A 23396-nucleotide genomic window follows, 5' to 3' on the forward strand; every position below is an offset into this window, starting at 1 on the left:
GCATTAAGATGGTGTCGTGCGTTCTCCCCATTTGTTGAGAGACAGGCTCATTTCAGTCATCGTGCCGGCTTTTAACGCCGGACAGACTATTTATGAGACTGTGGTAAGCGCGCTGAACCAGACGCACCGCAATCTTGAAGTGATCATTGTAGATGATGGCTCCACAGATCAGACGAGGCTCGTCGCCGCGCAACTTGTCGAACGGGATGTGAGAGTTCGTTACCTATCTAAGCCGAACGGCGGAGTAGCTTCGGCACGCAACTGCGGAATTGCCACAGCCCGCGGGGAATTCATCGCCACTCTTGACGCGGACGACCTCTGGCAATCGACAAAACTAGCGCGACAGCTTGAACGGTTCGAAAGCCGAGGTCCCGAAACCGGGCTCGTCTATGCCTGGTGTTGTTGGATTGATACTTGCGCCAACGTCACTGGTTTTGCTCCCCCGACCCCGCTGGAGGGCAGAATTCTTCCTGAGATGTGCCGAGGTAACATTATAATCAGTGGTAGTAACGCGCTTATAAGACGAGAAGCACTGATTGCTGCGGGAGGTTTCGACGAGTCGCTTCGCTCTCGCGGAGGTCAGGGCTGCGAAGACTGGAAGTTGTATCTTCAAATTGCAGAGCGGTACGAGATAGCTATGGTTCCGGAATATCTAATCGGGTATCGCGTCTCACCCGGCTCGATGTCCGATGATTTCGCGCAGATGATGCAATCCAGGCGATTTGTGGAAGCCGAATTCCTATCGAGATATCCGGAATTGTCCGCCAATTTCGCGCGCGGTGAAGCCATACTTGCACGATCGCTCGCATTGCGAGCGATCGATCGCGGACATATTCGCCATGCAATCGAACTGCTTACCAATCAGTCGCAGGGCAGGCTAACAACCGCGGCTGCGTCACTTGTGTGGCTGCTGGGTGGCTCGACCCGTCGTTTGCTGAGGTGGTTACGGCAAGATGTGTCTCCCGCAACTAACAGGTTTCTCCCCGAGCCACCAACGAAACGGCGCTGTGGCACCCGTCGACCGAACAGTATCGAAGGCGGTTGAAGAGGTAACAACCGCAGATGCTGGGGCCGGGGTTTCCGAATGCACCAGAGCTAGTCAAGGCTTCTCAGGCACAGGCTCGTCAGTCGGATAGAAGCGAGCCCGTCGGGCTTCCGCCAGCACTTTCCCGCCAGCGGATCTTGCTACGGCAGTCCACTGGTAAACGTCTGGCCTGCATGGACCAAACGTTCGAATACTCCCGGGGGGCACAACGCCGTTTGTGGGAACGACGACTTCCTGGCCGCCCATATCCCTCGTGCCTTCCGTCAGGGTTAGCAGCAAGAGTTTGGTATCAGGCGGGACGTTGCGGATGCGGATTTCGGGATTTGGAAATAGGGTAACGCAGCCCTTCGTCCCCTGCCATGAGAAATCGATGAGCATCGGGTCGGCGACCGCCGGCACGATCGCAGCCACGAGGGCAGCGGATGCACCGAACAAAATTCTGAAAAACATGAAGGGCCTGCTGATCAAAGGCCGCAATTTCGCCGACTACATGGTGTCGAAAGCAGCGGGTCAAAAGCAGCGAACACGTTGCTATTGTCCAATTGAGCACTAACTGTCACAAGCACGACCCGAGATCAAGCAGCAAGTACTGGCTCATGCTCTCTCGGCCCGTTTCATGGAGCTCAGCGCGGTGGGTGCCATGGGTTTAGGCAATCTGACGACCGCCACGGGCCGTACAGGTTCGGACGATTTTCGCCGCTATTAACGGTTAAGTCGGCGCCTGATAGACAACCAGGATAAGATCGGACATGAACTTGCGCATGATCAACAATGCATTCGCGCGTCCAAGGTGGTCCCATTGAAGATTTTAGTTCATGACTATGCCGGCCACCCCTTTCAAGTCAATCTCAGCCGCGAACTCGCCTCGCGAGGACACCAGGTTACGCACGCCTACTTTCACGGCGATCACGGACCCAAGGGCCGCCTTGTACACAGCTCCTCTGATCCCTCCAGCCTATCTTTTGAAGGGGTGAAGCTGCCGCGTCCGTACGACAAAAAATCTTTCGTCCGCCGCCGGTTCGATGACGTGACCTACGGAAAAGCGGTCGCAAAGTTGGTGATGTCATTACGGCCCGATCTCGTCATTTCGGGCAATACGCCTACCGAGGCTCAGACCGCGATTGTCAAAGCCTCCCGCAAATGCGGGGCCGCCTTTGTGTTCTGGGTTCAGGACTTCTACAGTATCGCCGTTTCAAAGCTGCTGCGAAAGAAGATGGGTCTGATCGGCGCGGGCATTGGCACCTACTATTCTGTCCTCGAACGCCGACAGTTTGCCCACTCCGACGCCATCGTGGTGATCACCGACTCTTTTGCTGACGTCGCAAGGAAATGGGGAAGTGCCGGGGAAAAGATATTCACGATCGAGAACTGGGGTGCGCTAAACGAGATTTCGCCTCTTTCCAAAAACAATGATTGGGCGCGACGTCACGGCCTCTCTGATACGTTCAACTTCCTATACTCCGGCACGCTCGCATTGAAACATAATCCGCAGCTTCTGATTGACCTGGCGAGAGACGTGAAGGGCCGCGCCAAAGTTGTGGTGGTGAGCCAGGGCGTGGGTGTCTCGGAACTCGAGCGCGCGAAGCGTGAGCATGGAATCGACAACCTGATCTTGTTGCCCCTGCAATCGTTTTCCGATCTGCCTAAAGTTCTTGCAACGTCTGACGTGACAGTCGCGACAATCGAACCCGATGCGGGGATGTTCTCTGTTCCGTCCAAAGTGCAGTCATATTTCTGCGCACAACGCCCCGTATTGCTTGCGGCACCAGGGGAGAACCTCGCTTCCCAGGTCGTCAGCAGGAATGGAGCCGGCCTTGTGGTCGACCCGACTGATCGGGAGGGATTCCTGCGTTCCGCGGTTCAGTTGATGGAGGACCACACCTTGCGCAACGCTGCGGCCAAAAGTGGTAGGAAATTTGCTTTGGAGAATTACGACATCAAACGGGTGACTGACCGTTTTGAAGGGGTATTTGAATATGCTAACCGTGCTAGAAATTCGAGAAAGGGAACTTCATGACTAAGACGGCCCTGGTTTGCGGTGCAGGTGGGTTCATCGGCGGGCACCTGGTCAAACGGCTCAAGCGCGAAGGTTTCTGGGTGCGCGGTGTGGATCTGAAATTCCCGCCATTTGCCGACACCGAAGCCGACGATTTCGCCGTTGGCGATCTCCGCGACCAGTACTTCTGTCGACAGATCACAGACCGCGGGTTCGACGAGGTCTACCAGCTCGCCGCAGATATGGGCGGTGCTGGTTATATTTTCACCGGCGAGCATGACGCCGATGTGATGCACAATTCGGCCACGATCAACCTCAACATGTTGGATGCCTGCCAAAAGCGGAATGTGCGCGGCATGTTCTATTCCTCTTCGGCCTGCATGTATCCGGAGCACAATCAGCTGGATCCAAACAATCCGAACTGCGCCGAGGACTCGGCTTACCCGGCAAACCCGGACAGCGAATATGGCTGGGAGAAGCTGTTCTCCGAGCGGCTCTATCTCGCCTACAATCGCAACCATGGCATGCGCAATCGAGTAGCGCGTTATCATAACATTTTTGGGCCCGAGGGCACTTGGGATGGCGGAAAGGAAAAGGCGCCAGCTGCGGTCTGCCGCAAGGTGGCCAAGGCCACGAACGGCGGCGAGATCGAGATCTGGGGCGACGGCACCCAGACCCGATCCTTCCTCTATATCGACGAATGCTTGGAAGGCACAACCCGACTGACACGGTCAAACTTCGAAGGCCCGGTGAATGTCGGTTCCGAGGAGATGGTCACGATCAATCAGCTCGTTGACATCGTCGCCGATATTGCGGGCAAGAAGCTCCACAAAAAGCATATCCCGGGCCCGCTCGGTGTGCGTGGCCGCAATTCGGACAACCGACTGATTGGCCAGAAGCTCGGCTGGAAGCCATCCGCTACGCTGCGCTCAGGCCTTGAGAAGTCGTATGAGTGGATCGAAAGGCAAGTGCTTGGGAACAGGCCGGCGGCCTAGTTCCCGAACAGCCCTCCGAGGCAAGTGATGGCCGCCGGTTATTGACTCACCTCCTCGGTCGATAGACCGGCCGCGCCCTTTCTTGGCTCCCCTCCAACGCATGCAATCGTCGGGATGCAGCCGACTCCAGCCGGCGACCTCTCTGAGGACTTCCTGGCCTTGGCGGCGCCAGCGGAAGGTAGGCGCTCTGGCGCCCGCCTATTCGCGCGGCGGCACACTTGGAAGCGCAGTCACCGATAAGATGAGCAGGACGTTGCAGTGCGTGCAGATTCGACCAGCGAAATCGAAGTATCCATCGTGATTTGCACTCGCAATCGTGCGAACCGTCTGGAGGACACGCTGAATTCGCTGCGGGCCTTACGTAGCCACCACGCCTACGAAGTCATCTGGGTCGATAACGCTTCGACCGATGGCACGGCGGCCGTGCTGCAGCGCGAGTGCGCCAATAACGCGGCATCAAGATACGTGCTCGGCAAGCGGATTGGACTGGGAGCAGCGCGAAACGAGGGCTGGAAGGCGGCGAGCGGGAGGCTTGTTGCCCTCACCGACGACGACTGCTATCCGGCGCCCGACTACGTGGACGCGATCGTAGCCGCCTTTGCCGATCATTCCGATGCCGGCGCGATTGGCGGACGCATTTTGCTTTACAATCCGAAACACGCCCGAATCACCATCGACGAAGATCCGCTGCGGCGAACTTATTTGCGACGGACATTTGTGCACCCCGGGGCCCTGCACGGCGCAAACATCGTATTTCGACGCACGACGCTCGAGACCATCGGCGGAATCGATCCCGAGCTGGGCGCGGGTACTCGGTTTCCTTGCGAGGATATCGACGCGGTGACCGCGGTACTGTGGGCCGGATTCAACGTCTATTTCGACCCGAGACCCGTCGTTTATCATGACCATGGGCGTATTGAAGCCGACATTCCGGCCTTGCTGGGCTCCTACGACCGCGGACGCGGCAGTTTCTTCGCAAAATACATCCTGCGGCCGGATACTCGAGCCACGTTCGCGATGCGCTGGTTGAGATCGGCCTGGAATCGACGCGGTTGGGGCGGTCTGCGGACTCTGCGAACCGAAATGAGTGCGGCTGCCGAATATGCAATATCGAAGAAGCGGTACGATGCGGTGCTGCTGGCAGCGCCGCTATGTCTGACCGTGCTGGCGTTCCAAGCCATGATGTCGTTGTTCGTTCCATCGGACAAGCCAACGCGGCCTCGCGAACTTGGTGGCTGAGCCAGTGAGCTATGCGTCCAGATCGGCGCGGTCTGCCACCGAAGCACGTGGGAAAGCGCAAAGCTCGGCAGTTTTCGCAACATTGCGATTTTGTCGACGGAGCCTATTGCTTACCGGGCTGATGGGGTTGCTGCGCGTGCCATCTAATTTAACGACCTACCAATAACCGGTACTCGCATTTCCCCTCACGCGCGACGACCTGGACAAATTATGGACCAAAGCGCTAACGACGTAGAGCACGCACCCGCTGATTCCGAGCGCATCGGTCATCTCGATGGATTGCGGGGCATGGCTGCGTTCTGGGTATTGGCCGGCCATACCTGCATCCTTACCCAATATAACATTCCGCTACTGTCGAAGCCAAATTTCGCCGTCGATCTGTTTATGCTTATTTCTGGCTTCCTGATGCAGTATCAAGCGACGATCCGTTCACATCGTGAGCCCTTTGACGCTCCGTCGTCGTGGGTCTACTTCTGGATCCGCCGATTCCTTCGACTCAGCCCTGTCTACTATCTAACGCTGTTCATTGCGATTGTTTTCGGCACCCATTTTGGCGCGTGGCGCGGCGCGGTCGCGAATTTATTTCCGGAGACTGCGACGGAGATGGCACGCTATGCCGACGGCTCATGGTCCAACGTCCTGATCCACGTTTCCTATCTGTTCGGCTTCTCCCCCGCTTATAGCTTCCGAACGGCGCTGCCCGACTGGAGTATCGGGCTCGAGATGCAGTTCTATATGCTATTTCCGTTCTTGTATCTGGTGGCTAGCCGTATCGGTTTCATTCCGCTTTCGATCGGGGCCGCGGTCCTGACCGCGATCCTTTGGCTGGCAGTGCCCGCGTTCCTGCGTGCTTTCGCCGAGCCCGCGTTCCTACCACTCAAGATCAACCTCTTCATTGCGGGAATGGTAATTTCGGCGAGCATGTTTAGTCGAAACCCGTGGTGGCTGTTCGCAGGCGCCCTTACGATGGCTGCCCTGCCGCTGGACGGCATTTTTTCGGTTAAGACTGGCGTGATCAGGGTTATCTGCGCTGCGGCCCTCGGCGGCCTTTCACTGTATCGAAAACTGTCGCTACCACCTGTCTTCACAAGGCTTGGCGACGCCGTGACGAACGCGCTCTCGAACCGGTTCTGCTTCTGGTTCGGCGAACTCTCTTACGGCGCCTATCTGATACACTTACTGATCCTGCTACCCATTGCCGCTACCGTAAACTCATGGGACATGTCGCCGAGGGCGCGGTTTGCATTCTGTCTCGCCAGTGTTACGATTCTCACTTACGTGCTTTCACGACTGATTTTCTCGCTGGTTGAAAATCCAGGGCGCAGCCTTGGTCGAAAACTCATCACCGTGCTGAAGAACGAACCCGCAAAACCCGTGACAGAAGCGACAGGTGATTTCCCGAAAAAGCAGACTAATGCTGCGCCAACGCGTTAGCACCAGCCGAAACTCACAGATCGACTTAATTTGATGGGCTCTTGTTCCGTCATAGGGGCTGCCACACGCCAACCAGGGAGTCTGATGCCGCCTCTCTAATTCATGGGCAATGTTCCTATGCCTCAGCAACAGCCTGGAACGTCTCTCGCGATGATTTGACTTATTTGCCGCGAAAGCTATTCCGGATTGATGTGCGGCCAAGAAGTTGCTGCGCGACGACGTGCAGGGCGACTTCCTCGCGGATGCCCAAGCAATAGTACTTGCCGAAATCGCGAAGAGCGGGCCGGCGGATTGTATGGCTTCGAAGTATTTGGCATACCGCCGCCGACATCCGACAAAGATGATGACAAGTCCGAACTACCGTATCAGGCAATCGCGTCCGGCGAGTCGACGGGCATCGGACGACCAATACTATAGATACCGGCAAGATGTTTGAGGAAGTAAAGCGCTCGTTTGCACGTTACAGTCTCTGCCTGCGAAGGCTTGTGCGAGCATTCCGTTCCACAATATCATGGACCGGCCGCGCTCGCCCATATCAATTGTGTGCATGGGGCTGATCCTGCCCAAGCTCACTAGCCGCGGCGTGATCTTCCCGGACGACTATCACGATTTTGGTGGGGCCGAACCGTCAGCATGAAATCACGCGCAGTCGGTTGGAACTTCAACTTTCGGACGGCGTCAACGTCATGCTGATCCAGAAAGTGAGATCGACAACGACTCCTTGACGCTGAGCCAACGTTCACGCCATTTTGGGCTTCCTGGCAATCACCACGTAGTTTTTCGGGAAGCCTCGCTCGGTAAATTTGGAGCGTTCATCCAAGACGTAAAACAACGTGGCCAACGCCCCGAACAGCAGCTTGCTCCCGAGCACGACCGGCAACGAAGCCCACCCTAGCAGTCCCGGGGCAATCCTGCCAGGCTGCGTCGGAAGGTATTTTGCTGCTGACTTGAGTTGATAGGCAACGGTGCCGAAATATCCTTCGAGCCATTTGAGCTCCAGAATCTCGTAGCCGGCCTCACTCAGCAGGTGCCGCCAGCCGAACTGTGTATAGCGATAGAAATCAAAGGGCTGCTCGTGCTCCTCATAAAATAGCGGCGCCGTGCAGATCATCATGCCGCCCGGCTTCAACACCCTGCTGAGCTCGAGGAGGACGAGGGCCGGGGCGGAAAGGTGCTCCATCACTTGGTTGAATAGAACCGCGTCAAATCGCTCGTCTTCGACCGGAATCGCCGAGAGGTCGCAGACGTAGGTCGACTTCGCATATTCTTTGTCAACCTTTTCGAAGTCTGCAGCCTCGTACTCGCAATGTTTGAACAAATGCTTGTAAGGCTGACTGCCGGCTCCAGCGTCAAGAATTCGTGATCCCGCCGAAACCATCGTGGCGAAGGCGGCATTTTCACGAAGCAGCCAGGTTCTCGAGGAATTTCGCACGAATAACTCCAATAGCTTCGAAATGGGATGTTATCGGGAATCTGGAAACTAAAGCGCTTTACGGCCCCGTTCCCGCATCGCGCAGTATAGCTTGATCTCCTGGTCCAGTTCGCCGCTCGATTCAGAGAGACCATCAAACGATTTTGTCCAAGCCTCCACGTAGGCGCCGATCTTGCCATAATTGTTGTCCAGCACGGTATGCGGGAGATCGAGCAGGACCGACAGGATGTGGCTGTGAAGCCGATCGGTGATGACATAGGAAGAGGAGCCGAGTTGCTTCAATCCGCGCTCGACGCGGTGTCCCGACAGAAGCTGATACCACCCGAACCTAACCTCGAGCCGCGACGGCAGCCGGCCCCGACGAAGCGACGAGATCAGCTTTTGTAGCCATGCCTTGGCGAAAAGGGACTTGCCGATACCGCGCGGTTCCCACAACCAGTCTTCGACGGCCACGAATTCCGGGAGCGGCGTGTCGAGCTTGTGATCGACTTTCTCGACATCCGTCCGCAGCAGCAGCAGCAGTTCACGCGTCTTCTCCGTCTGTTGACGCTGCGGCCCAAGACAAAAGGCCATGTCCGGACAGCGGTAAACCGCACAGGAAAATTCACGAGTTGCAAGCTCGAAGCTTCGAAGGTCTCGGGTCAGAAGGATGAAATTCTTGTGCTCGGCGATGGTCTCGGCGGTGTTCCTGAGATTGGCCGCAGAACTGAAATAAAGGGTCTGAGGCAGCTGAATGATTAGCCGATCCGGAAAATCCGAAATAATCTTGAGACGAAAGTTCTGATACTGGGGCCAGACGTCGCCGAAATTGCCGCCGCCGTGAAGAAAGATCGGACCGGACGGAACGGCCTTGCTGAAATCTTCCTTGGACCAGTCGTCATAAGTGCAGACATATCTTGGACTTCTGCCCAGCTTCTTTGTGAGGTATGCCACTTCGCCGCGCCATATCGCACTGTCTCCCACATTGGTATGGTCCGGAAAGTCCAGCAGGGCATAGTCCGTTACGCCGACAAGGTAAGGAGAAAGGACGAGGTTGATTTCGGACTGCAGGGCAGCGATTAGGGTACGAGCGTCACTCATTGGAGATGCATCTGAATTTTTCACTTGGCTTGACTGAGTCATTGCGATGGCGCTACTTCGGATGTCCGATCTCATGCATACTCATTAAGTAACGCCTCCAATCCTGAACCGGCGCGCGCTGATCTTCGAAATCAGTTCGATTGCCTCTCGTTCAGGTCCGGGCGGACGGCCCGCGAGGAGCCAGAGCGTATACAGGACAGTGACGTAGATCACCGCTCCTGAAAGCGTTACGCTCGCAACTTTACAGATTAGCGCGGAAGGCTCGGTATCATTGCCACACCATTGGCCGACGAGATAGGCGCCCGCCGCCATAGCCGACACGCTGATGACCGGACGAGCATTGACCGCAAGTTGGGTTAAAATGGGAACGTCGATCAACTTGCGCACCATGGCCATGCTGATACCAATGCCGATTAGCCCACTTACGCAGCGCGCCCAAATTATGCCGATCAAGCCGTTAGTCAGGAGACCCACGAGGATCAGCGGTATGCGCACGGCCACATTCCACACATCCCGTTGCAGAAGCCCTTTGGTTTGGCCCATGGCCATTCCCAGCGGTTGCAACGCATAGATCATTGTCTGAAACGCGAAAATACCAGATAGCAACTGAATGATAATGACAGCGTCTGTCCATTTTTGCCCCATCGTTAATTCCACCAACGGGCGCGCGATTAGGGCAAATCCGCAACCGAGCGGCAGGGCCAACGTGCAGAGGAGCGCCTGAGCACGCTGAAAGGCGTTGCGCAGCCGATCGATATCCTGGTTGAGTTTGGCGAACCCGGGAAACAAAGCCTGTGACAGCGGCATCGTGGCTTCCCGAGTGGGTAGCAAGGCAAGGTTTTCACCGACGGCATAATAACCAAGCGTGGTCGTGCCCAAAAAATAACCTATGATCAGATGATCGAATTTCCAGTTCAGCGTATTGATCGCCTGGCCTAAGGTAAGCCATACCGAGAAAGATAGCAGTTCGCGCATTCTGGTGAAGCAGATCCGCGGCCGATAGGCGATCACTAAATAGGAAAGGAGAATTCCCGCTAGCTGCGCGGCTAGCGTCCCGACGACGATCGCCCAATAACTGCGGAATTCGAGCGCCACAACGGCCGAAGCAGCGAATCCGATCACCTTCTGGGAAACGCCGAGCACGAATTCTTGCCAGAAGATCAGATCTCTCGAGAAAACAATCAGCTTGGGGTTGATGGTTCCCCCGATCAATGCCGATAGGCTTAGCGCCGCCATCAGATTCGCTAGCCGCTCGTCACCGTAAAAACTCGCTATCGGCCAGGCAAGCGCGAGGATAATAACGGCCAGCACCAGGCCCCGCAGTAGGTTGAGTGAAAAAGCCGTGTGGAAATGCTCATCGCTTGCATTCTTCTGATAAACTAACGCGGAGGCCAACGACAGTTCGGTTACGGCCAAGACGATCACGCTTATGGTCGACGCGATTGCGACTAGGCCAAAGTCCGCGGGCGCAAGAAATCGAGCCAGAAAAAGCATGCTGAGAAATGTAACGAGATTCCCGATCGCCCGCGTGATAGCGATCCAGAATACGCCCTTCGCCAGCAGCGCCTTCATGGCCGGGACTGCCGCTGTCTGGACCGCGCCCCCGGGAATGCCGACCCCATCTCGCGACATCAACGCGACTGTACATTCAGCGACAACAAGCGACAGGACCTTGCCTTGACCGGTTGATTGACGTCGGTACTGCAGGTAACCGGGCTGGGCAAGACTTGCTTCGCGCCGTTGGCGCCGGGCACGTCGGAAGTAATTCTGCCAACTAGCACATAGGATCCCGCCCGCTGAATCGCCGGCAACGAAATCTGAACTAGGCTGGTGTCATTATCGCGCTTCTTCACTGAGCCGTCCTGAAGCTTTACAGTGGTAGATGCCACCGTTGATCCGGTTACCTCGTCGAAGACCCATGCGTGGAGCGTCCTGTTGGACGGATAGTTTTCCGGAAGCTTGACCGGTATTTCGATGTTCAAAGGGTCGCTGGTATTGAGCCACAGCGCCCCCGCTCTGGGTTGCTTGTCTGCCGCTGCCTTCGTGACGCTGAGGAACGCCGGCTTCGGCATGTCGTTGAGTATCGAGGAATATCCGAACTCCTTGGGGTCGGGCGTCAGCTCGCCGGGACCGCATTGGCGAGAGCCCTTATCGGAATTGGTGAACTGGCAAATACGAACATAGTCGATTTTGAATGACTGCGGAAACGCCGCCTCGTCAATCCCGTGCCGGCCAGCCCATTTGCTGCCGCCGACAGCGAAGTTGAGGTCGACATGAGCGGGGGGGCCGAGCTGGCCGTCCTGGCGCAGCCATTGGTAAGTACGGGTATAAATCAGCTTGCCATCCCAGAAGAAGGAGACCTTATCGGGAGCCCAGACAAATCCTGCCGTATGCCAGCCCAGGTTGAGATCCTCGCTCCCATACATGTTCTGAAATTTGAGCAGGAAGGACTTATCAACGTAAGTATAAGACTGTTCGCGCCAGACGCCAGACATATTCGAGTGCAGAGAATTGGCCTTGTCCTCCACACCGTTGATGACAAACTCGAAGATGTCTATCTCGGGTGGGTGCCAGGTCTTGCCGTTGATGTCATAGTCAGCCTCGAGCCAGAACGCTGGCCAAACGCCTTTCCCGTTCGGCAAATAGACCCTCGCCTCGTAGTAGCCATAATAGAACGTCTGATGAGTTCGGATCATCGCCGACTCGAATAAGTTCGTTCCCTCCAGTTTCTTCGCGACCAGGCTCAACACGCCATCAGACAACACATGGTTGTCGCGATAGCGCTGGTTCTCGTCGTTGAAGTGGTCCATCGTCTCGTTTTCGTAAATGTAACGCGTGGCCCATTTCGTCCGATCGAGCTTCGCGCCGTTGAATTCGTCCGAGAACACCAACTCCCAGCCGGCGGACCATGCAGCTTTTGTGGGCAAGATAGCCGATACTATCAGCACCGCCACAGGAAGCGGCCTGTACCTTTTCGCAAAAATCGTGGAGTCGCGCGAAAATATCATTCCTAACCAACTTTCCCGGAAGCCTGCCCGTAACTTGACGGCCGCGCAGCGACAAGGCAATCCATCCATCCATCCAACTAACTTCGTTCGCATGCACCATGTCCGCCGCGATTGGAGAAACAAGCAAAGCGTGCCATAAGCCGGGACTGCGTCAGAAAGATGCCCTGGATCGACCCGAGCCTCCATGAATTCAGACGTTAAAGTAATCGTTATCAGCTTACCAGATTCTCCACGCCGGGAGCGCATGGGCGCCAACTTGAACGCGCTGGGCCTTCCATGGAAATACTTTGACGGACTTCGCCACCCGCCCGCGCACCTGCCGCAATATGATGAAGCCCGGTCCATTCGCTACTGGGGTCGGACGCTTTCGGGATCGGAAATCGGCTGCGCTGCCAGTCACCTTGCTGTGCTTAGCCAGCTCGCAACGTCGCGTGAAGAGACTTGGACGCTGGTGATCGAGGACGACGTCGCGCTGGACGCAGGGTTCAACTACAACGCGCTTTTGTCGCTCTGCAGGATCGGCCAAATTGGATATCTGAGATTGTATGCGCGCCACCTGCCGTGCTTGAGGAACGTAACGTGGCTCGGACAACGCCAATTGATAAGATTCGAGAAGGCTCCGATGGGAACGCAAGCGTATCTGATCTCCAGCAGCAAAGCTCGGTCTTTCGTCGGATCCATAACGGCAATATGCCGTCCCATAGACTGGGAGATGGATCGCTTCTGGCACAACAATCTAGCGAACTACGCCCTGTTTCCGTTCCCTTGTATCGAACTTACAACGGCCTCTTCCATCAGGAAGCAGGCAGAGGCCGACAGAAAGCCGTCAGCACTTGACAGGGTCGCCTGGGTCGCATGGAAATCAAGGGAAGCGGTTCGACGCTTTATGACGAACGTTTATCTGCGGCAGCGCGATCGGACCATTCGACGTGCACTGCTGAAAGGGCCGCTCGAATTCTAGGCGGAGCCAACTGCCAGATGCAATTCCTAGACTTGTCGTCTTGGCCATCGGACCCCGACTCTAGCAGCCACGATTCCGATAGAGGCACAAGATGAAGAAGATACTTTGGATTTGCGGCCGCTTACCGTCGCCTCTATTCAGTGGAGACGCGCTTTACTCTGCGGGCTTGTTGAAGGCGCTCGCCAAGACCAACGACGTCGCGCTCACACTGGTTGGGACACACAGAACAGAAGCTCCAATTGGCGACCATATTCTCGGCCTTCCCAATACCGTCTGCGTCGGGACCCCTCCAGCTCGTTCGTCAGCGCTATCTAGTCTAATCTCCTCTCTGCCTCGAGACGCCTACAATTTGAGGGCGCCGGAACTCAAGCAAACTTTGGGAAAGCTACTGAAGCAACACTGGGATTGGATCGTGGTCGACCACGCCTACTCCGCCGGAACGCTTTCAGCAATTCTCCGGGAGCGAAATGGCGCATCGATCTGCTACGTTGCTCACAATGCGGAGGGCCTAATCCGCACTGAAATTGCGAGTAGCTTCAGCAATCCGTTGCGACAGACCGTCATGCGGCTCGATGCTGCCAAATATGGCTCATTGGAAAAGCGCATTGTCAAAGCTGCGGATGCAATCATGTGTATCACCGAGGCGGATGCTTCCTATTTTGCTCAGTTCTCGGACAACGTCCACGTGGTCCCTCCGGTCTATCTTGGAAATGTGATTGAGGCTCGTCACATCGACGAGAAGTCCCCACGGGCGCTCCTTCTCCTCGGGTCATTCGAGTGGATAGCTAAACAGAAGAACCTCGAGCTGATTGTTGACAGCCTTCTTCCCAGTCTTCAACGGACCAACGTATCGCTAAATGTGGTCGGCGCGGTTCCGGAAACAATACGGGAGCGCTATCGCCACTTCAGTCCCCAGCTAACTTTTCACGGTCGCATCGATGACGTCACCCCGTTCCTGTCCTCAGCGCGTGGAGGCTTAGTCGCGGATTTGCTTGGTGGAGGCTTCAAGCTTAAAGTCTTAGATTACGCATTTCAGCGATTGCCCATCTTCGGGCTAAAGCAGGCAATGGCTGGCACCACGAGCGAACAACAGGCAGCGATGTTTCTCGCCGGCAGCCTTGATAGGTTGGGAGAAACAATTAGCCAGGACATCGACAATCTCGAAGCACTTAACCGACGCCAGAATACCTTATTCAAGTTGTTTTCCGCCCGTTTCGGACTTGAGGCGGGCATAAGGCGCCTCAGAGAGGTCTTTCTGACGTCGTTCTCGTCCGTCGATCCAAGTGACAATAAAACGAAAACAAACGTTTAGCTGGCCATTTTAGGCTAGGTCCCCTCGTCGGATAAGCTTATGACTTCCACCACGGTCGAAAGAGCATCACAAACTAGCGAACCAACCGTGGAGCTTTCCCCGATGGGAAAGCGCGCGATCTGGGTTTCGATAGTTGCGGTTCTTTTTCTCGGGCAAGTTGCCTACAACATTGGGGAGTTTCCCCTTGCCGGTGACCTCGTGTCATATGGCATGTTCACGGCCTACCTATTGGTGTCGGGCTATGCTGCGGTTAGCGTTCCCTCTCTTTTTATTTTCGCTTGCTTCGTCGCGCTCGCGGCCATCAGAATTCCCTTTGCTGAGTCCGCCACGTCCTGGAGCTCGTTCCTGCTGCTTTGTACCCTCTATGCACCGTTCATTTTCCGCCTTGTAGAGAGGGCTGATCTCGAACCTACTCAGAACTACATCCTGAACGCTTTTGTTACGGGCGCTTCCATTATTGCGGGGGTGGCAATCCTTCAGATCGTACTCGTCAATGCTCTGAAGCTCTCGGCCCTTGCAAACATTTATTTTGTTCTTCCCACGGCAGTTCGCGGAGCTGGCACCTACACGTTCCTACGAGAAGGCGGAGGAGGAATCGTAAAGGCTAACGGGTTTTTTCTGCGCGAATCGGCAGATCTTTCGTTTGTTACCGCGCTCGCTTTGCTGATCGAGTATCGCCTGCGCAAGAGGCTGCACATCTTAGTTTTGCTGGGCGCAGCATTACTGTTCTCGATGTCTGGCTCCGGCGTGATAGCATTGATAGCAGGGTTACTGCTGCCGAGATCATTGGGACGAGTTCCGGCCTTTGTTGCTTATACAGCCGGCTTTGTGCTACTGCTAGTCGTTCTCTATAGCCTCGACAACCCTTTGCTCAACATATGGTTCGGTCGCCTTTCTGAATTCAGCACCCCGAATACGAGTGCTTACGCCCGGTTTATTGCACCGATGCAGATGGTCCAACTTGGCTTTGAGAAGGGCTTTTTTACGACTTGGCTTGGCAATGGTGCGGGCAGTTATTTCCGGGACCTTTCGATCGGAAGGTTTGGCTATGAGGTAGCCGATCCGACTTGGGCAAAACTCACCTATGAATATGGTCTCGCTGGATCCGTTCTCGTTCTTACCCTTCTGATAGCGAGACTATATTCGAGCTCATTACGAATGGAGCTGTGCAACTTCTTAATGTTCGGGTGGATTAGTTTGGCGTTCGTGCTGAAACCAGGCTATGCTCTAATCATCTGGCTTCTGACCCTCGTGCCACCAGCTCGCAGCAGATTGTCGACTGATCCCTAACGTTTCTGCTTGCAAATTCTAAAGTCGCTGGTCCCTACCGAACGACACGCAGCACATTGAGCGCGCGCTTTATCCATTTTGGCCGACTAGTTGGCGCGTAGCGCCAGCTCGCCAAGACGCGTGAAAGGCCATGGGGTCCCAACAGCACGAACATTGTCCATAAGAATAGCGACGCTCGTTGGGAATACGAAAATCCTTGCGGACAGGCAAGCGCCCGGAAACTGTCAGAAAAAATTCGTGTCGCGCGATCCTCCGCGATGGGATGCAAGTCTGGTCGCAAGGCAAATGACGCGGCGCGCAAACAAAGAAACTGCATATTTTTGCTTAACGCGTCCGCCGCAACTCGCAACCCGACGCTGTCGGCCACCTCGGTGAGGAACTTATGACGGCGCTGTGTAACATCAACCTCGCGTGCAAATCGGCTGTCCTCCAGGTTTAGAAACGCGCCGTGATTGAGCCCATGAACACGGTAGTCTACTAAGGGCTTGGGAATGGTGATGACATCACCGTAGGCCGGCGCTGCCGTCACTAAATAGCTGTCGGGCGCTCTATCCACGAAGTCGGATTCGAATCTGAACACGCGATCGACAACGAATCGCGAATAAGCGTTCCCAGATCCAGGAGGTGTCGGATATGTACCGGCGGCGGTGACCCATTTTCGAATCTGCTGGGGGGTAGGAGAAACGAAAAATTGAGGCAATATATTGCCCGTCGGGTTGCCATCGGCATCAATGGTTCGCATCTGAAACTGAAACTTGCTAACTTTCTCCGACCACCGAGCCGCAATTTCAATCATCACGTCTGGGTGCAGCGCGTCGTCCGAATCAAGGAAGATGATCACATCTCCCGTGGAGCGGCGAAAACCATTTACGCATGACTGCATCTGGCCGGCATTCGCTTGCTTGACGAAAACGATCCGGTCGGCAAATTCGCTAATGACCTCGACCGAGCTATCGGTTGATCCATCATCCACGACGATCACCTCAACTCGTGGCCAAGAAACGTTTAGCGCACTATTGATGGCCGCACCCACGTATTTCGCGTAGTTGTAATTTGGAATGACGACCGACAGGGTTAACTCGCTCGCCAACTGCGCCTCACGAACCTTAGCATTAATGGAGACTCACCTCCGAACTCGGATACCTACCTTACGTCAAGCATATATTATCTCAATGGGTGAACCCGGGAAGCCATGATGCTGTCGAAATGCGACCAACATCTTGTATATACTAGTGTATTCTGAATCTTGCGTACGGCAAACATCCATCTTATTGACGCTTCCGGTAGCGGATTTGGAATCGAATTTTCAGCCGCGCCCGCGCTACACATCTGGGCGGATTCGGCTAAGAGGGTACGTCTATGGCATCGTCGATCATCATTCGGCCGGAAATGAAAGGCGAGTATCGGTCACAACGTCGATCGCCGACGGCTTGTCCGTTCCAGGATGCGAAGGGATCTGCGCTCGAGAGGCCACAACGCTCCGTCAGTGCAAGCGAGGGCTGACCCGCACTTAGATTTTCAAACCGCCCGTGATTGTTGAAATGCTTGAAACTCACTTGGAGCACCCAGTGCACAAACTTGGCTCGTTTCCGTCCTTAGAAGAGCGCCTGGAGCAAACAAGAGGTCGGCCAAGCGGCTTCGACTATATGAGGCTTTGCCTGGCACTTGGCGTTATGGCCGCCCATAGTGTTTTCCTGACCGGGCAAACAGAGATTTACAAAACAAATGCTTGGACGGTTCTTGGCGTAGCCGTTTCCATGATCGTTCCTATGTTTTTCGCGCTGAGCGGCTTTCTTGTCGCCGGGAGTCTGGAGCGATCTAAAACGCTACTGAAATTTCTGGGCTTGCGAGTGCTTCGCATAATGCCCGCTCTTTCAGTAGAAGTTTTTCTGTCCGCCATAGTTCTTGGCGGTATCTTCACAACACTCGATTTGAGCGAATACTATCGGGATAGCCTCTTTGTTCGGTATTTCTTCAATCTCATCGGCCACATTCAGTATGTGCTACCGGGCGTCTTCGAACAGAATCCAAACCATCTGGTGAACGGACAGCTGTGGACGGTACCTTACGAGCTCGTTTGCTACATATTGTTGGCGATAGTCGCGCTGATCGGAGCATATAAAAATTCCCGCGCGCTCACGCTCGTAATAGTTGCATGCTACCTTTTTCAGATTGGAAATACGATAATTAGACCTAACCACGAATTCAGGGGAGCAGGTGGAACGACCATTGTAACGATGTTCGTGTGTGGACTTTTTATGTATAGATTCCGAGCGAGAATACCTTGGTCCGGATTGATTGCGTTGGGTTGCCTCATCGCAACGTTAGCGCTCAACAACTTTGTTCTCAACGGCATGAGGTTTGCTGGACTTCCCCTTGCGTATTTGACAGTCTATGTTGGCTTGCTCAATCCTCCGCGCAATACTGCCTTGCTGAGCGGGGATTATTCTTATGGCCTCTATTTGTACGGCTATCCAATACAACAAGCCATCGTCGACGCCGCCCCAAACTTCCGGCAATGGTACTGGAATTTGCTTCTTGCTGTTCCAGCAGCATTTGCTGTCGCCTTATGTTCCTGGTGGATCGTCGAGAGACCATGACTGCGGGCAAGACATTTGTTAGATAGATATGAGGCTTGGAGGTTCTCATTTGGTGAACTGACGAAGAGCCCCCCAAAAAGCAAGACTTCACTTTCGAGTTAGTTCAATGCTGAAAAGCGCAGCCGTACTGATAATTCTGATTGCGATTTTCACGGACCAAACGCACGCTCAAGCTCCGACCTCCGGAAAAGCAACCGCACCAATTTTCGGCGGCGCCGGAGCTACGGCACAACGCGCCAATCCCTTCCAGGGGATGACCGGGACTTACGCGCCATTCCACAAGACCTCAGATGGTCAAGCCTGCATCTCGGTTCACCCGATATCTCGTCCTCAAACAGTGAATCCAAAAATCATCGATCAAGTCGTGCTCGTAAGTAACATTTGTGGCCAATCGATCAGGGTCGAAGTTTGCTACGCCGGCAGTAAGGACTGTATTATTGTGCCGTTGGTGGGGTACCAAAAGCTGCAAAGGACTTTAGGAGTTGCGCCAGGATCGACTTCCTTCAAATATCAGTACCGTGAACTCTATTGAACCGTCTTGAAGCCCGGCCAGTTCTGCGCTCCTTGTCCCCAACGATGCGGCTGGTGAAGTATTCATCGGCGCCGGCCTGAGAACGAATATTTAGATGAACAGAGCTCGACGAAGCGCCGGCAAAGTCCACATTGGTTCCTGTGGCCTCAGCGGATTGGTGGTCGCCTGCGCTTTGGCCGCGGCTCTGTTGTTTTGGTTGAAGCCCTCCCGGAGTGACGCTCTCAAACCTAACGAGGCGGTTGTCCATTACACGCTTCAGTTGAGCGACCCGATATCGCCCGCAGCTGCCGGAACCATTGTGGCCATCTCGGACGGCATTTTCGCCCAAGTCGGACTCAACATCCGCGTGCACTCAGGCTCGTTGGACAACGATGCCATCGCAGCAGTCGTGGCCGATGAGAATACCATCGGCCTGGCTTCAACCGGCGGATTTCTAAAGGCGCGATCGGAAGGCCTCCCAATTGTGGCTTTCGCCGGAAGCTTTGCAGTCAGCTCCGTCCAGTTTTTTACGCTGCCCGACACCGCGCTTTTGAAGCCGTCGGACCTCGAGGGCAAACGCATTGGATATAAGGACGGGCCGGAACTCTCGGCTGTTTTCTACGAGTTTGTCAGAAAAAACTCCCTGGCGCAGAGCAGGATTGTTTTGATCGAAAGTGGAGCGGCGCTGCAGGATCTCCTGGACCGAAAGATAGATGTGCTTCTCGGGCGCGCGGACGTCGAAGGTCAGCAATTGTCGCAATTGAACATCGACTATAGGACCCTTAGCCCCGACGGCTACGGCGTCCATGCTGCCGGACCGGTATACTTTGTTCAGGAGCGCGCCCTTGCCAAGCGACGCAATCTTGAGAAGTTCATCACCGGTACAGCGGAGGGTTGGAGTGCCGCGTATGCCGCTTATGGAAGAACAATTCCTATAATCGCCAATTCCACTTCCCCTCCTCTCCCGATCGCTTTGACATCTCGCCTGATGGATAATCAGCGCCGTTTCTTGCGCCCCTTTGGCACGAGATTTGGCGAGCTAGATGAGCAACGCATTCGTGTTCTTGCATCCCAACTTTTGCTGCGACGTATCATTCAGGAGCCCGTGGATCTAAACCGTGCAATCAACTACGACGTTTTGAAAGAGGCCTACCGTAAGGAGGCACGTAACCTAGATCGCAGCGAGCCTTGATCCAATGTCGAGCGGTACTCAAGCTATTATCTTCGGTGGTGCCGGCTTCATCGGGACTCACCTGACAAGCTACCTAGTGTCATCCGGCAAGTATGATCGCGTCGTTTCCATCGACATCAGCGAACCTAGAAGTCGCGTTGCCGGCGTCGAATATCTGCACCATGATGTGCGTGACACGATTGCTCCCGGCATCTCCAACGGAGACCCTGTCGACATCTTCAATCTTGCGGCCGTTCATGTCACGCCAGGTCACCCGGACGGCGATTACTACTACACCAACGTCTTAGGGGCGGTTAACGTTTGCAGGTTCGCCGACGAAATCGGCTGCAAGGATATTGTTTTCACGAGCTCCATCTCGATCTATGGACCAAGCGAGGCCGCGCTTGATGAGGACGCCACGCCACGGCCTGTAAGCGCCTACGGCCGCTCAAAGCTTGCGGCCGAAAAGATACATCAGCTCTGGCAATCCGAATCATCGGACAGGCGGCTGACCATTGTTCGCCCCGCGGTGATCTACGGACTTTATGAGCGCGGAAATTTCACACGTCTTTCGCGAATGCTGGAAAGGAAGGCCTTCGTCTATCCAGGCAGAACGGACACCATCAAATCCTGCGGCTACGTGAAGGATCTTGTTTCCTCCATGATTTATATGTCGGCGCGAAATGAAGGCCTGTCGATCTATAATTTCTGCTTTGAGCACAGACATTCCATCAGCGAGATATGCGCTTCTTTCTCGAGGGTCGCCGGTTATACCCAACCGCGGCTCACCATTCCGATTTGGTTGATGAATCTCGCAGTGCTTCCGTTTGAAATCCTGCAAAGCGTTGGCCTAAAGACCGGGATCAACCGCGAGCGGGTAAGGAAATTGTGGTTTTCCACGAATATCCTACCCAAACGCCTGGTCGCGAACGGTTTCGAGTTTTCCTATGATATGGATGCCTCGCTCGCAGAATGGAGACGAGATTCCACTCTGAAGGATTTCGATTAGCCGTTCTTCTAAGGGGGCTCCCATCGGCTACCCACAAAGCTTACGTTCGCACCACGAGACAACGTGATGAGTGTGTCCACCGCAAATGGGGCCCTCAGCTACGCCCGCTTCACGGCGACTATTGGCTTGTGCGCGGTCGTTGCCCTTGCACCGCTGCCATTTGCGTCCATGGACATGCGGATTGTGGCGGTCTGGATACTTTTGCTATCGGCCGTGCTCCTTTTGGCGAGTTTGCGACCGGTAAGCTCTCGCGACCTTTCATTCATCATCGGCTTCGCAACAATTTCGCTGGCTTGGACCTTTGTTGTTGGCGCACAGTTGGGAACAGCTTCGCTGCCATCCGCATGGTTGACGGCTTCGATTTGGCAGCAGGCCTCGGCTATTCTAGGGCAAGATTTAACTGGCTCTGTTTCGGTAGCACGAAATCAGCCGTTTTTTGCTATGGGATCACAGATCGCTTGTTGGATGTCGATGCTCTGCGGCTATCTGGTCGGCCGTGATAGACGTGCCGCCCGTTGGCTGTTGCTGGCCTTTTTAGCATCCGCACTAGCCTACGCGGTGTATGGATTGTTCGCGTTCATTTTTTGGCCCAACTATTTACTTTGGCACCAAAAATTCAATTATTTGAATGCGGTGACAGCGACCTTCATCAATCCAAATGTTGCGGCCTCGTATTTCGGAGCCGCAAGCGTTGGATGGTTTTTGGTTTTTGCGAGCTCAATGAACAACAGCTCGGCTCCGCTTTCTTGGCGCGAGCAGATCAGGTTTCGCCTTCGGGCGGCGCGAACAGTGCTCCACCTGCTGGCCTGTTTCGTCATCCTGGCTGCGACCATGATGACGGGCTCGCGCGCTGGTTCGGTTGTGTCCCTGCTTTGCATGGCGGGGGCTGTCGGAACTCACTTCCGCAATCAATTGAAACAGCGGCACTTGTTGTGGGTTTTTCCGATCGCGGCCGTAATATTGATTATTGGAGCGATTTCGATCTTTGCGCCCGGCGTCAACCGTAGATTTGGCACCCAGGGCTTCTTTGATGCCGGACGCTGGCACGCCTATGTGTCAATGGCCGAAATCATCAAGGAGTATCCATGGTTCGGTTCCGGACTTGGGACCTTTCGCTGGATCTTTCCAGCGTATCGGAGCGGAGAGCTTCCTTCCTATGGCACGTGGGAACAGGGCCATAATACCACCCTGGAAATTGCCTCAGAAATGGGCATCCCCTTCACCGCGATCGTAGCAGCCGGCTGGTTGGTCGCCCTTCTCATTCTCGGACGCGGAATAACACGGCGCAATCGCGACGGAATTTTTCCAACGGCGGCCTTTTGGGTCGCTACCTTGGCGGCAGTTCATTCGCAGGTCGATTTTCCCCTGCAAATTCCTGGCTTTAGTTTGGCGATCTGCCCCATCCTGGGTATGGGAATGGCTCAATCCTTTTCAAGCAGTGAACCGCCATTAACCTAACCTCACAGGATGCTTTGCGGTACTGTACATTTGCCTAATTTTCTTTTAAAAACACGTGATTAGGTCACAAAGTGGATGGTTTGATCATGAAGGCACCAGAAGGCTCGGCGTTTTCGAAGTACATTTTCTCGGCCACGCTCTGTGCGCTGACATTGTACTTTCCCACCGGCGCCCTTGCCGCCTGCGTAAGCGATGCTGACGCTGCCCAAAAGGCGGCGAATTTTACCACCAATCCATCATCCCTTTTGAATGGACCCAATGGACCTCGCACATCCGAAGAGATCGCGGCAGATGTCCAGACCTTTGTCGCCTCCTATCCTCAGGCGCTGCCGGCGGTGCTTAGTGTCCTCAAGGACTTGGCCGGCAAGGGACCATCGACCTCCGACCTCCAAAAAGCAATCGGCACCGGCCTCGGTAAGGCGGCGAATGTTTGCAAAACGACCGACGTGACTTTCTCTTTGGAAATTCAAGGCGACCTGGGTGCGACCGGGTCGTCCGATGCAAACGGCCAGTACGCTGCCGTTACCGGAAACGATCCGACCCGAAGCGTAGCTCTGTCAGGGGCCACGACAGGATCTTCCGGCGGCGTTGGCGGTCAGACGACACCGACCGGGGGTGCATTCTCCGGGACATCCTTCCAGAGCTTCGTATCGAACAGCGTCTCTAACAACCCGACGAACTATTTCAGTTCGAGCGTTGGCGGTGCGGGATCAGCAGGCGGGAGCAGCACCACGACGATTATCTGCTCTGTCTCAGGGACCTGTCCCTGAGCATTCGAGCATCGCAGTTTGGCCTTCGTGATGCTTTAAATCACGCTTATTTGCGCTCGGAGCGGCTAGCCTTTATTCGGCCGCC

At 55.0% G+C, this 23396-nt stretch carries 20 protein-coding genes; 15 read left to right on the forward strand and 5 right to left on the reverse strand.

The window, feature by feature from the left end; translation table 11 throughout:
- Window positions 1-16: 16 nt before the first annotated feature.
- The 6 genes from AC0L27_RS25970 to AC0L27_RS25995 all read left to right on the forward strand — a co-directional run bounded on the left by AC0L27_RS25970 (window position 17) and on the right by AC0L27_RS25995 (window position 6709).
- Window positions 17-1045 carry a glycosyltransferase family 2 protein gene (locus AC0L27_RS25970; RefSeq protein ID WP_473320694.1) on the forward strand — a complete coding sequence of 343 codons (1029 nt, stop codon included), beginning with the start codon at window positions 17-19 and terminating at the stop codon, window positions 1043-1045.
- Between the two features lie 370 nt (window positions 1046-1415).
- The gene (locus AC0L27_RS25975) at window positions 1416-1598 is read left to right on the forward strand and encodes a hypothetical protein (protein ID WP_473320695.1); all 183 of its coding nucleotides are present in this window, start codon (window positions 1416-1418) and stop codon (window positions 1596-1598) included.
- A 246-nt stretch (window positions 1599-1844) separates the two neighbouring features.
- Entirely contained in the window at window positions 1845-3062 is a 1218-nt protein-coding gene (locus tag AC0L27_RS25980) for a glycosyltransferase family 4 protein (RefSeq protein ID WP_473320696.1), read from the forward strand.
- Complete coding sequence (locus AC0L27_RS25985) at window positions 3059-4036, forward strand: NAD-dependent epimerase/dehydratase family protein (protein ID WP_473320698.1); 978 nt, start codon at window positions 3059-3061, stop codon at window positions 4034-4036. Before AC0L27_RS25980 ends, AC0L27_RS25985 begins: the two co-directional genes overlap by 4 nt.
- A 258-nt stretch (window positions 4037-4294) precedes the next feature.
- Window positions 4295-5275, forward strand: coding sequence for a glycosyltransferase family 2 protein (locus AC0L27_RS25990; RefSeq protein WP_473320699.1), 981 nt, complete (start codon window positions 4295-4297; stop codon window positions 5273-5275).
- 210 nt (window positions 5276-5485) lie between these two features.
- A complete protein-coding gene (locus tag AC0L27_RS25995) occupies window positions 5486-6709 on the forward strand; it encodes an acyltransferase family protein (RefSeq protein ID WP_473320701.1) in 1224 nt (407 codons plus the stop codon).
- Between the two features lie 739 nt (window positions 6710-7448).
- On the opposite strand, the gene AC0L27_RS26000 is transcribed toward AC0L27_RS25995, so the two are convergent.
- The 4 genes from AC0L27_RS26000 to AC0L27_RS26015 all read right to left on the reverse strand — a co-directional run bounded on the left by AC0L27_RS26000 (window position 7449) and on the right by AC0L27_RS26015 (window position 12175).
- Window positions 7449-8141, reverse strand: coding sequence for a class I SAM-dependent methyltransferase (locus AC0L27_RS26000; RefSeq protein ID WP_473320702.1), 693 nt, complete (start codon window positions 8139-8141; stop codon window positions 7449-7451).
- 48 nt (window positions 8142-8189) lie between these two features.
- Window positions 8190-9221, reverse strand: coding sequence for a polysaccharide pyruvyl transferase family protein (locus AC0L27_RS26005; RefSeq protein WP_473320703.1), 1032 nt, complete (start codon window positions 9219-9221; stop codon window positions 8190-8192).
- An 84-nt stretch (window positions 9222-9305) separates the two neighbouring features.
- The gene (locus AC0L27_RS26010) at window positions 9306-10793 is read right to left on the reverse strand and encodes a lipopolysaccharide biosynthesis protein (protein WP_473320705.1); all 1488 of its coding nucleotides are present in this window, start codon (window positions 10791-10793) and stop codon (window positions 9306-9308) included.
- 59 nt (window positions 10794-10852) lie between these two features.
- Entirely contained in the window at window positions 10853-12175 is a 1323-nt protein-coding gene (locus AC0L27_RS26015) for a glycoside hydrolase family 16 protein (RefSeq protein ID WP_473320706.1), read from the reverse strand.
- Window positions 12176-12413: 238 nt separating this feature from the next.
- Here AC0L27_RS26015 and AC0L27_RS26020 point away from each other — a divergent pair, with 238 nt between their 5' ends.
- From AC0L27_RS26020 to AC0L27_RS26030, 3 genes are all read left to right on the forward strand, one after another.
- A complete protein-coding gene (locus AC0L27_RS26020; protein ID WP_473320708.1) occupies window positions 12414-13190 on the forward strand; it encodes a glycosyltransferase family 25 protein in 777 nt (258 codons plus the stop codon).
- 91 nt (window positions 13191-13281) lie between these two features.
- Window positions 13282-14502, forward strand: coding sequence for a glycosyltransferase (locus AC0L27_RS26025; protein ID WP_473320710.1), 1221 nt, complete (start codon window positions 13282-13284; stop codon window positions 14500-14502).
- A gap of 39 nt (window positions 14503-14541) precedes the next feature.
- Complete coding sequence (locus AC0L27_RS26030; RefSeq protein WP_473320712.1) at window positions 14542-15792, forward strand: hypothetical protein; 1251 nt, start codon at window positions 14542-14544, stop codon at window positions 15790-15792.
- 34 nt (window positions 15793-15826) lie between these two features.
- Here the strand turns inward: AC0L27_RS26030 and AC0L27_RS26035 are convergent, their stop codons facing one another.
- Window positions 15827-16882, reverse strand: coding sequence for a glycosyltransferase family 2 protein (locus AC0L27_RS26035; RefSeq protein WP_473320714.1), 1056 nt, complete (start codon window positions 16880-16882; stop codon window positions 15827-15829).
- A 478-nt stretch (window positions 16883-17360) separates the two neighbouring features.
- Between AC0L27_RS26035 and AC0L27_RS26040 the strand changes: the two genes are divergently transcribed.
- The 6 genes from AC0L27_RS26040 to AC0L27_RS26065 all read left to right on the forward strand — a co-directional run bounded on the left by AC0L27_RS26040 (window position 17361) and on the right by AC0L27_RS26065 (window position 23311).
- Window positions 17361-18392: an acyltransferase family protein gene (locus AC0L27_RS26040; RefSeq protein WP_473320716.1), complete on the forward strand. Its 1032-nt coding sequence runs from the start codon at window positions 17361-17363 to the stop codon at window positions 18390-18392.
- A gap of 106 nt (window positions 18393-18498) precedes the next feature.
- Window positions 18499-18924, forward strand: a complete 426-nt coding sequence (locus AC0L27_RS26045; protein WP_473320718.1) for a hypothetical protein — start codon at window positions 18499-18501, stop codon at window positions 18922-18924.
- Between the two features lie 94 nt (window positions 18925-19018).
- Window positions 19019-20095: an ABC transporter substrate-binding protein gene (locus tag AC0L27_RS26050; protein ID WP_473320720.1), complete on the forward strand. Its 1077-nt coding sequence runs from the start codon at window positions 19019-19021 to the stop codon at window positions 20093-20095.
- Window positions 20096-20099: 4 nt separating this feature from the next.
- Complete coding sequence (locus tag AC0L27_RS26055) at window positions 20100-21083, forward strand: NAD-dependent epimerase/dehydratase family protein (RefSeq protein ID WP_354101375.1); 984 nt, start codon at window positions 20100-20102, stop codon at window positions 21081-21083.
- Window positions 21084-21149: 66 nt separating this feature from the next.
- Window positions 21150-22541: an O-antigen ligase family protein gene (locus AC0L27_RS26060; protein ID WP_473320722.1), complete on the forward strand. Its 1392-nt coding sequence runs from the start codon at window positions 21150-21152 to the stop codon at window positions 22539-22541.
- Between the two features lie 86 nt (window positions 22542-22627).
- Window positions 22628-23311: a hypothetical protein gene (locus AC0L27_RS26065; RefSeq protein ID WP_473320724.1), complete on the forward strand. Its 684-nt coding sequence runs from the start codon at window positions 22628-22630 to the stop codon at window positions 23309-23311.
- The last annotated feature ends 85 nt before the right edge of the window (window positions 23312-23396 follow it).

The organism is Bradyrhizobium sp. Ken51 (genome assembly GCF_055807435.1).

Bases quoted from the DNA above. Each gene is read 5' to 3' on its own strand.
- AC0L27_RS25975 (WP_473320695.1), top strand. From the start codon at position 1,416: ATGAGCATCGGGTCGGCGACCGCCGGCACGATCGCAGCCACGAGGGCA.
- AC0L27_RS25985 (WP_473320698.1), top strand. From the start codon at position 3,059: ATGACTAAGACGGCCCTGGTTTGCGGTGCAGGTGGGTTCATCGGCGGG.
- AC0L27_RS25995 (WP_473320701.1), top strand. From the start codon at position 5,486: ATGGACCAAAGCGCTAACGACGTAGAGCACGCACCCGCTGATTCCGAG.
- AC0L27_RS26005 (WP_473320703.1), bottom strand. From the start codon at position 9,221: ATGAGTGACGCTCGTACCCTAATCGCTGCCCTGCAGTCCGAAATCAAC.
- AC0L27_RS26010 (WP_473320705.1), bottom strand. From the start codon at position 10,793: ATGAAGGCGCTGCTGGCGAAGGGCGTATTCTGGATCGCTATCACGCGG.
- AC0L27_RS26020 (WP_473320708.1), top strand. From the start codon at position 12,414: ATGAATTCAGACGTTAAAGTAATCGTTATCAGCTTACCAGATTCTCCA.
- AC0L27_RS26025 (WP_473320710.1), top strand. From the start codon at position 13,282: ATGAAGAAGATACTTTGGATTTGCGGCCGCTTACCGTCGCCTCTATTC.
- AC0L27_RS26030 (WP_473320712.1), top strand. From the start codon at position 14,542: ATGACTTCCACCACGGTCGAAAGAGCATCACAAACTAGCGAACCAACC.
- AC0L27_RS26045 (WP_473320718.1), top strand. From the start codon at position 18,499: ATGCTGAAAAGCGCAGCCGTACTGATAATTCTGATTGCGATTTTCACG.
- AC0L27_RS26050 (WP_473320720.1), top strand. From the start codon at position 19,019: ATGAACAGAGCTCGACGAAGCGCCGGCAAAGTCCACATTGGTTCCTGT.
- AC0L27_RS26055 (WP_354101375.1), top strand. From the start codon at position 20,100: ATGTCGAGCGGTACTCAAGCTATTATCTTCGGTGGTGCCGGCTTCATC.
- AC0L27_RS26060 (WP_473320722.1), top strand. From the start codon at position 21,150: ATGAGTGTGTCCACCGCAAATGGGGCCCTCAGCTACGCCCGCTTCACG.
- AC0L27_RS26065 (WP_473320724.1), top strand. From the start codon at position 22,628: ATGAAGGCACCAGAAGGCTCGGCGTTTTCGAAGTACATTTTCTCGGCC.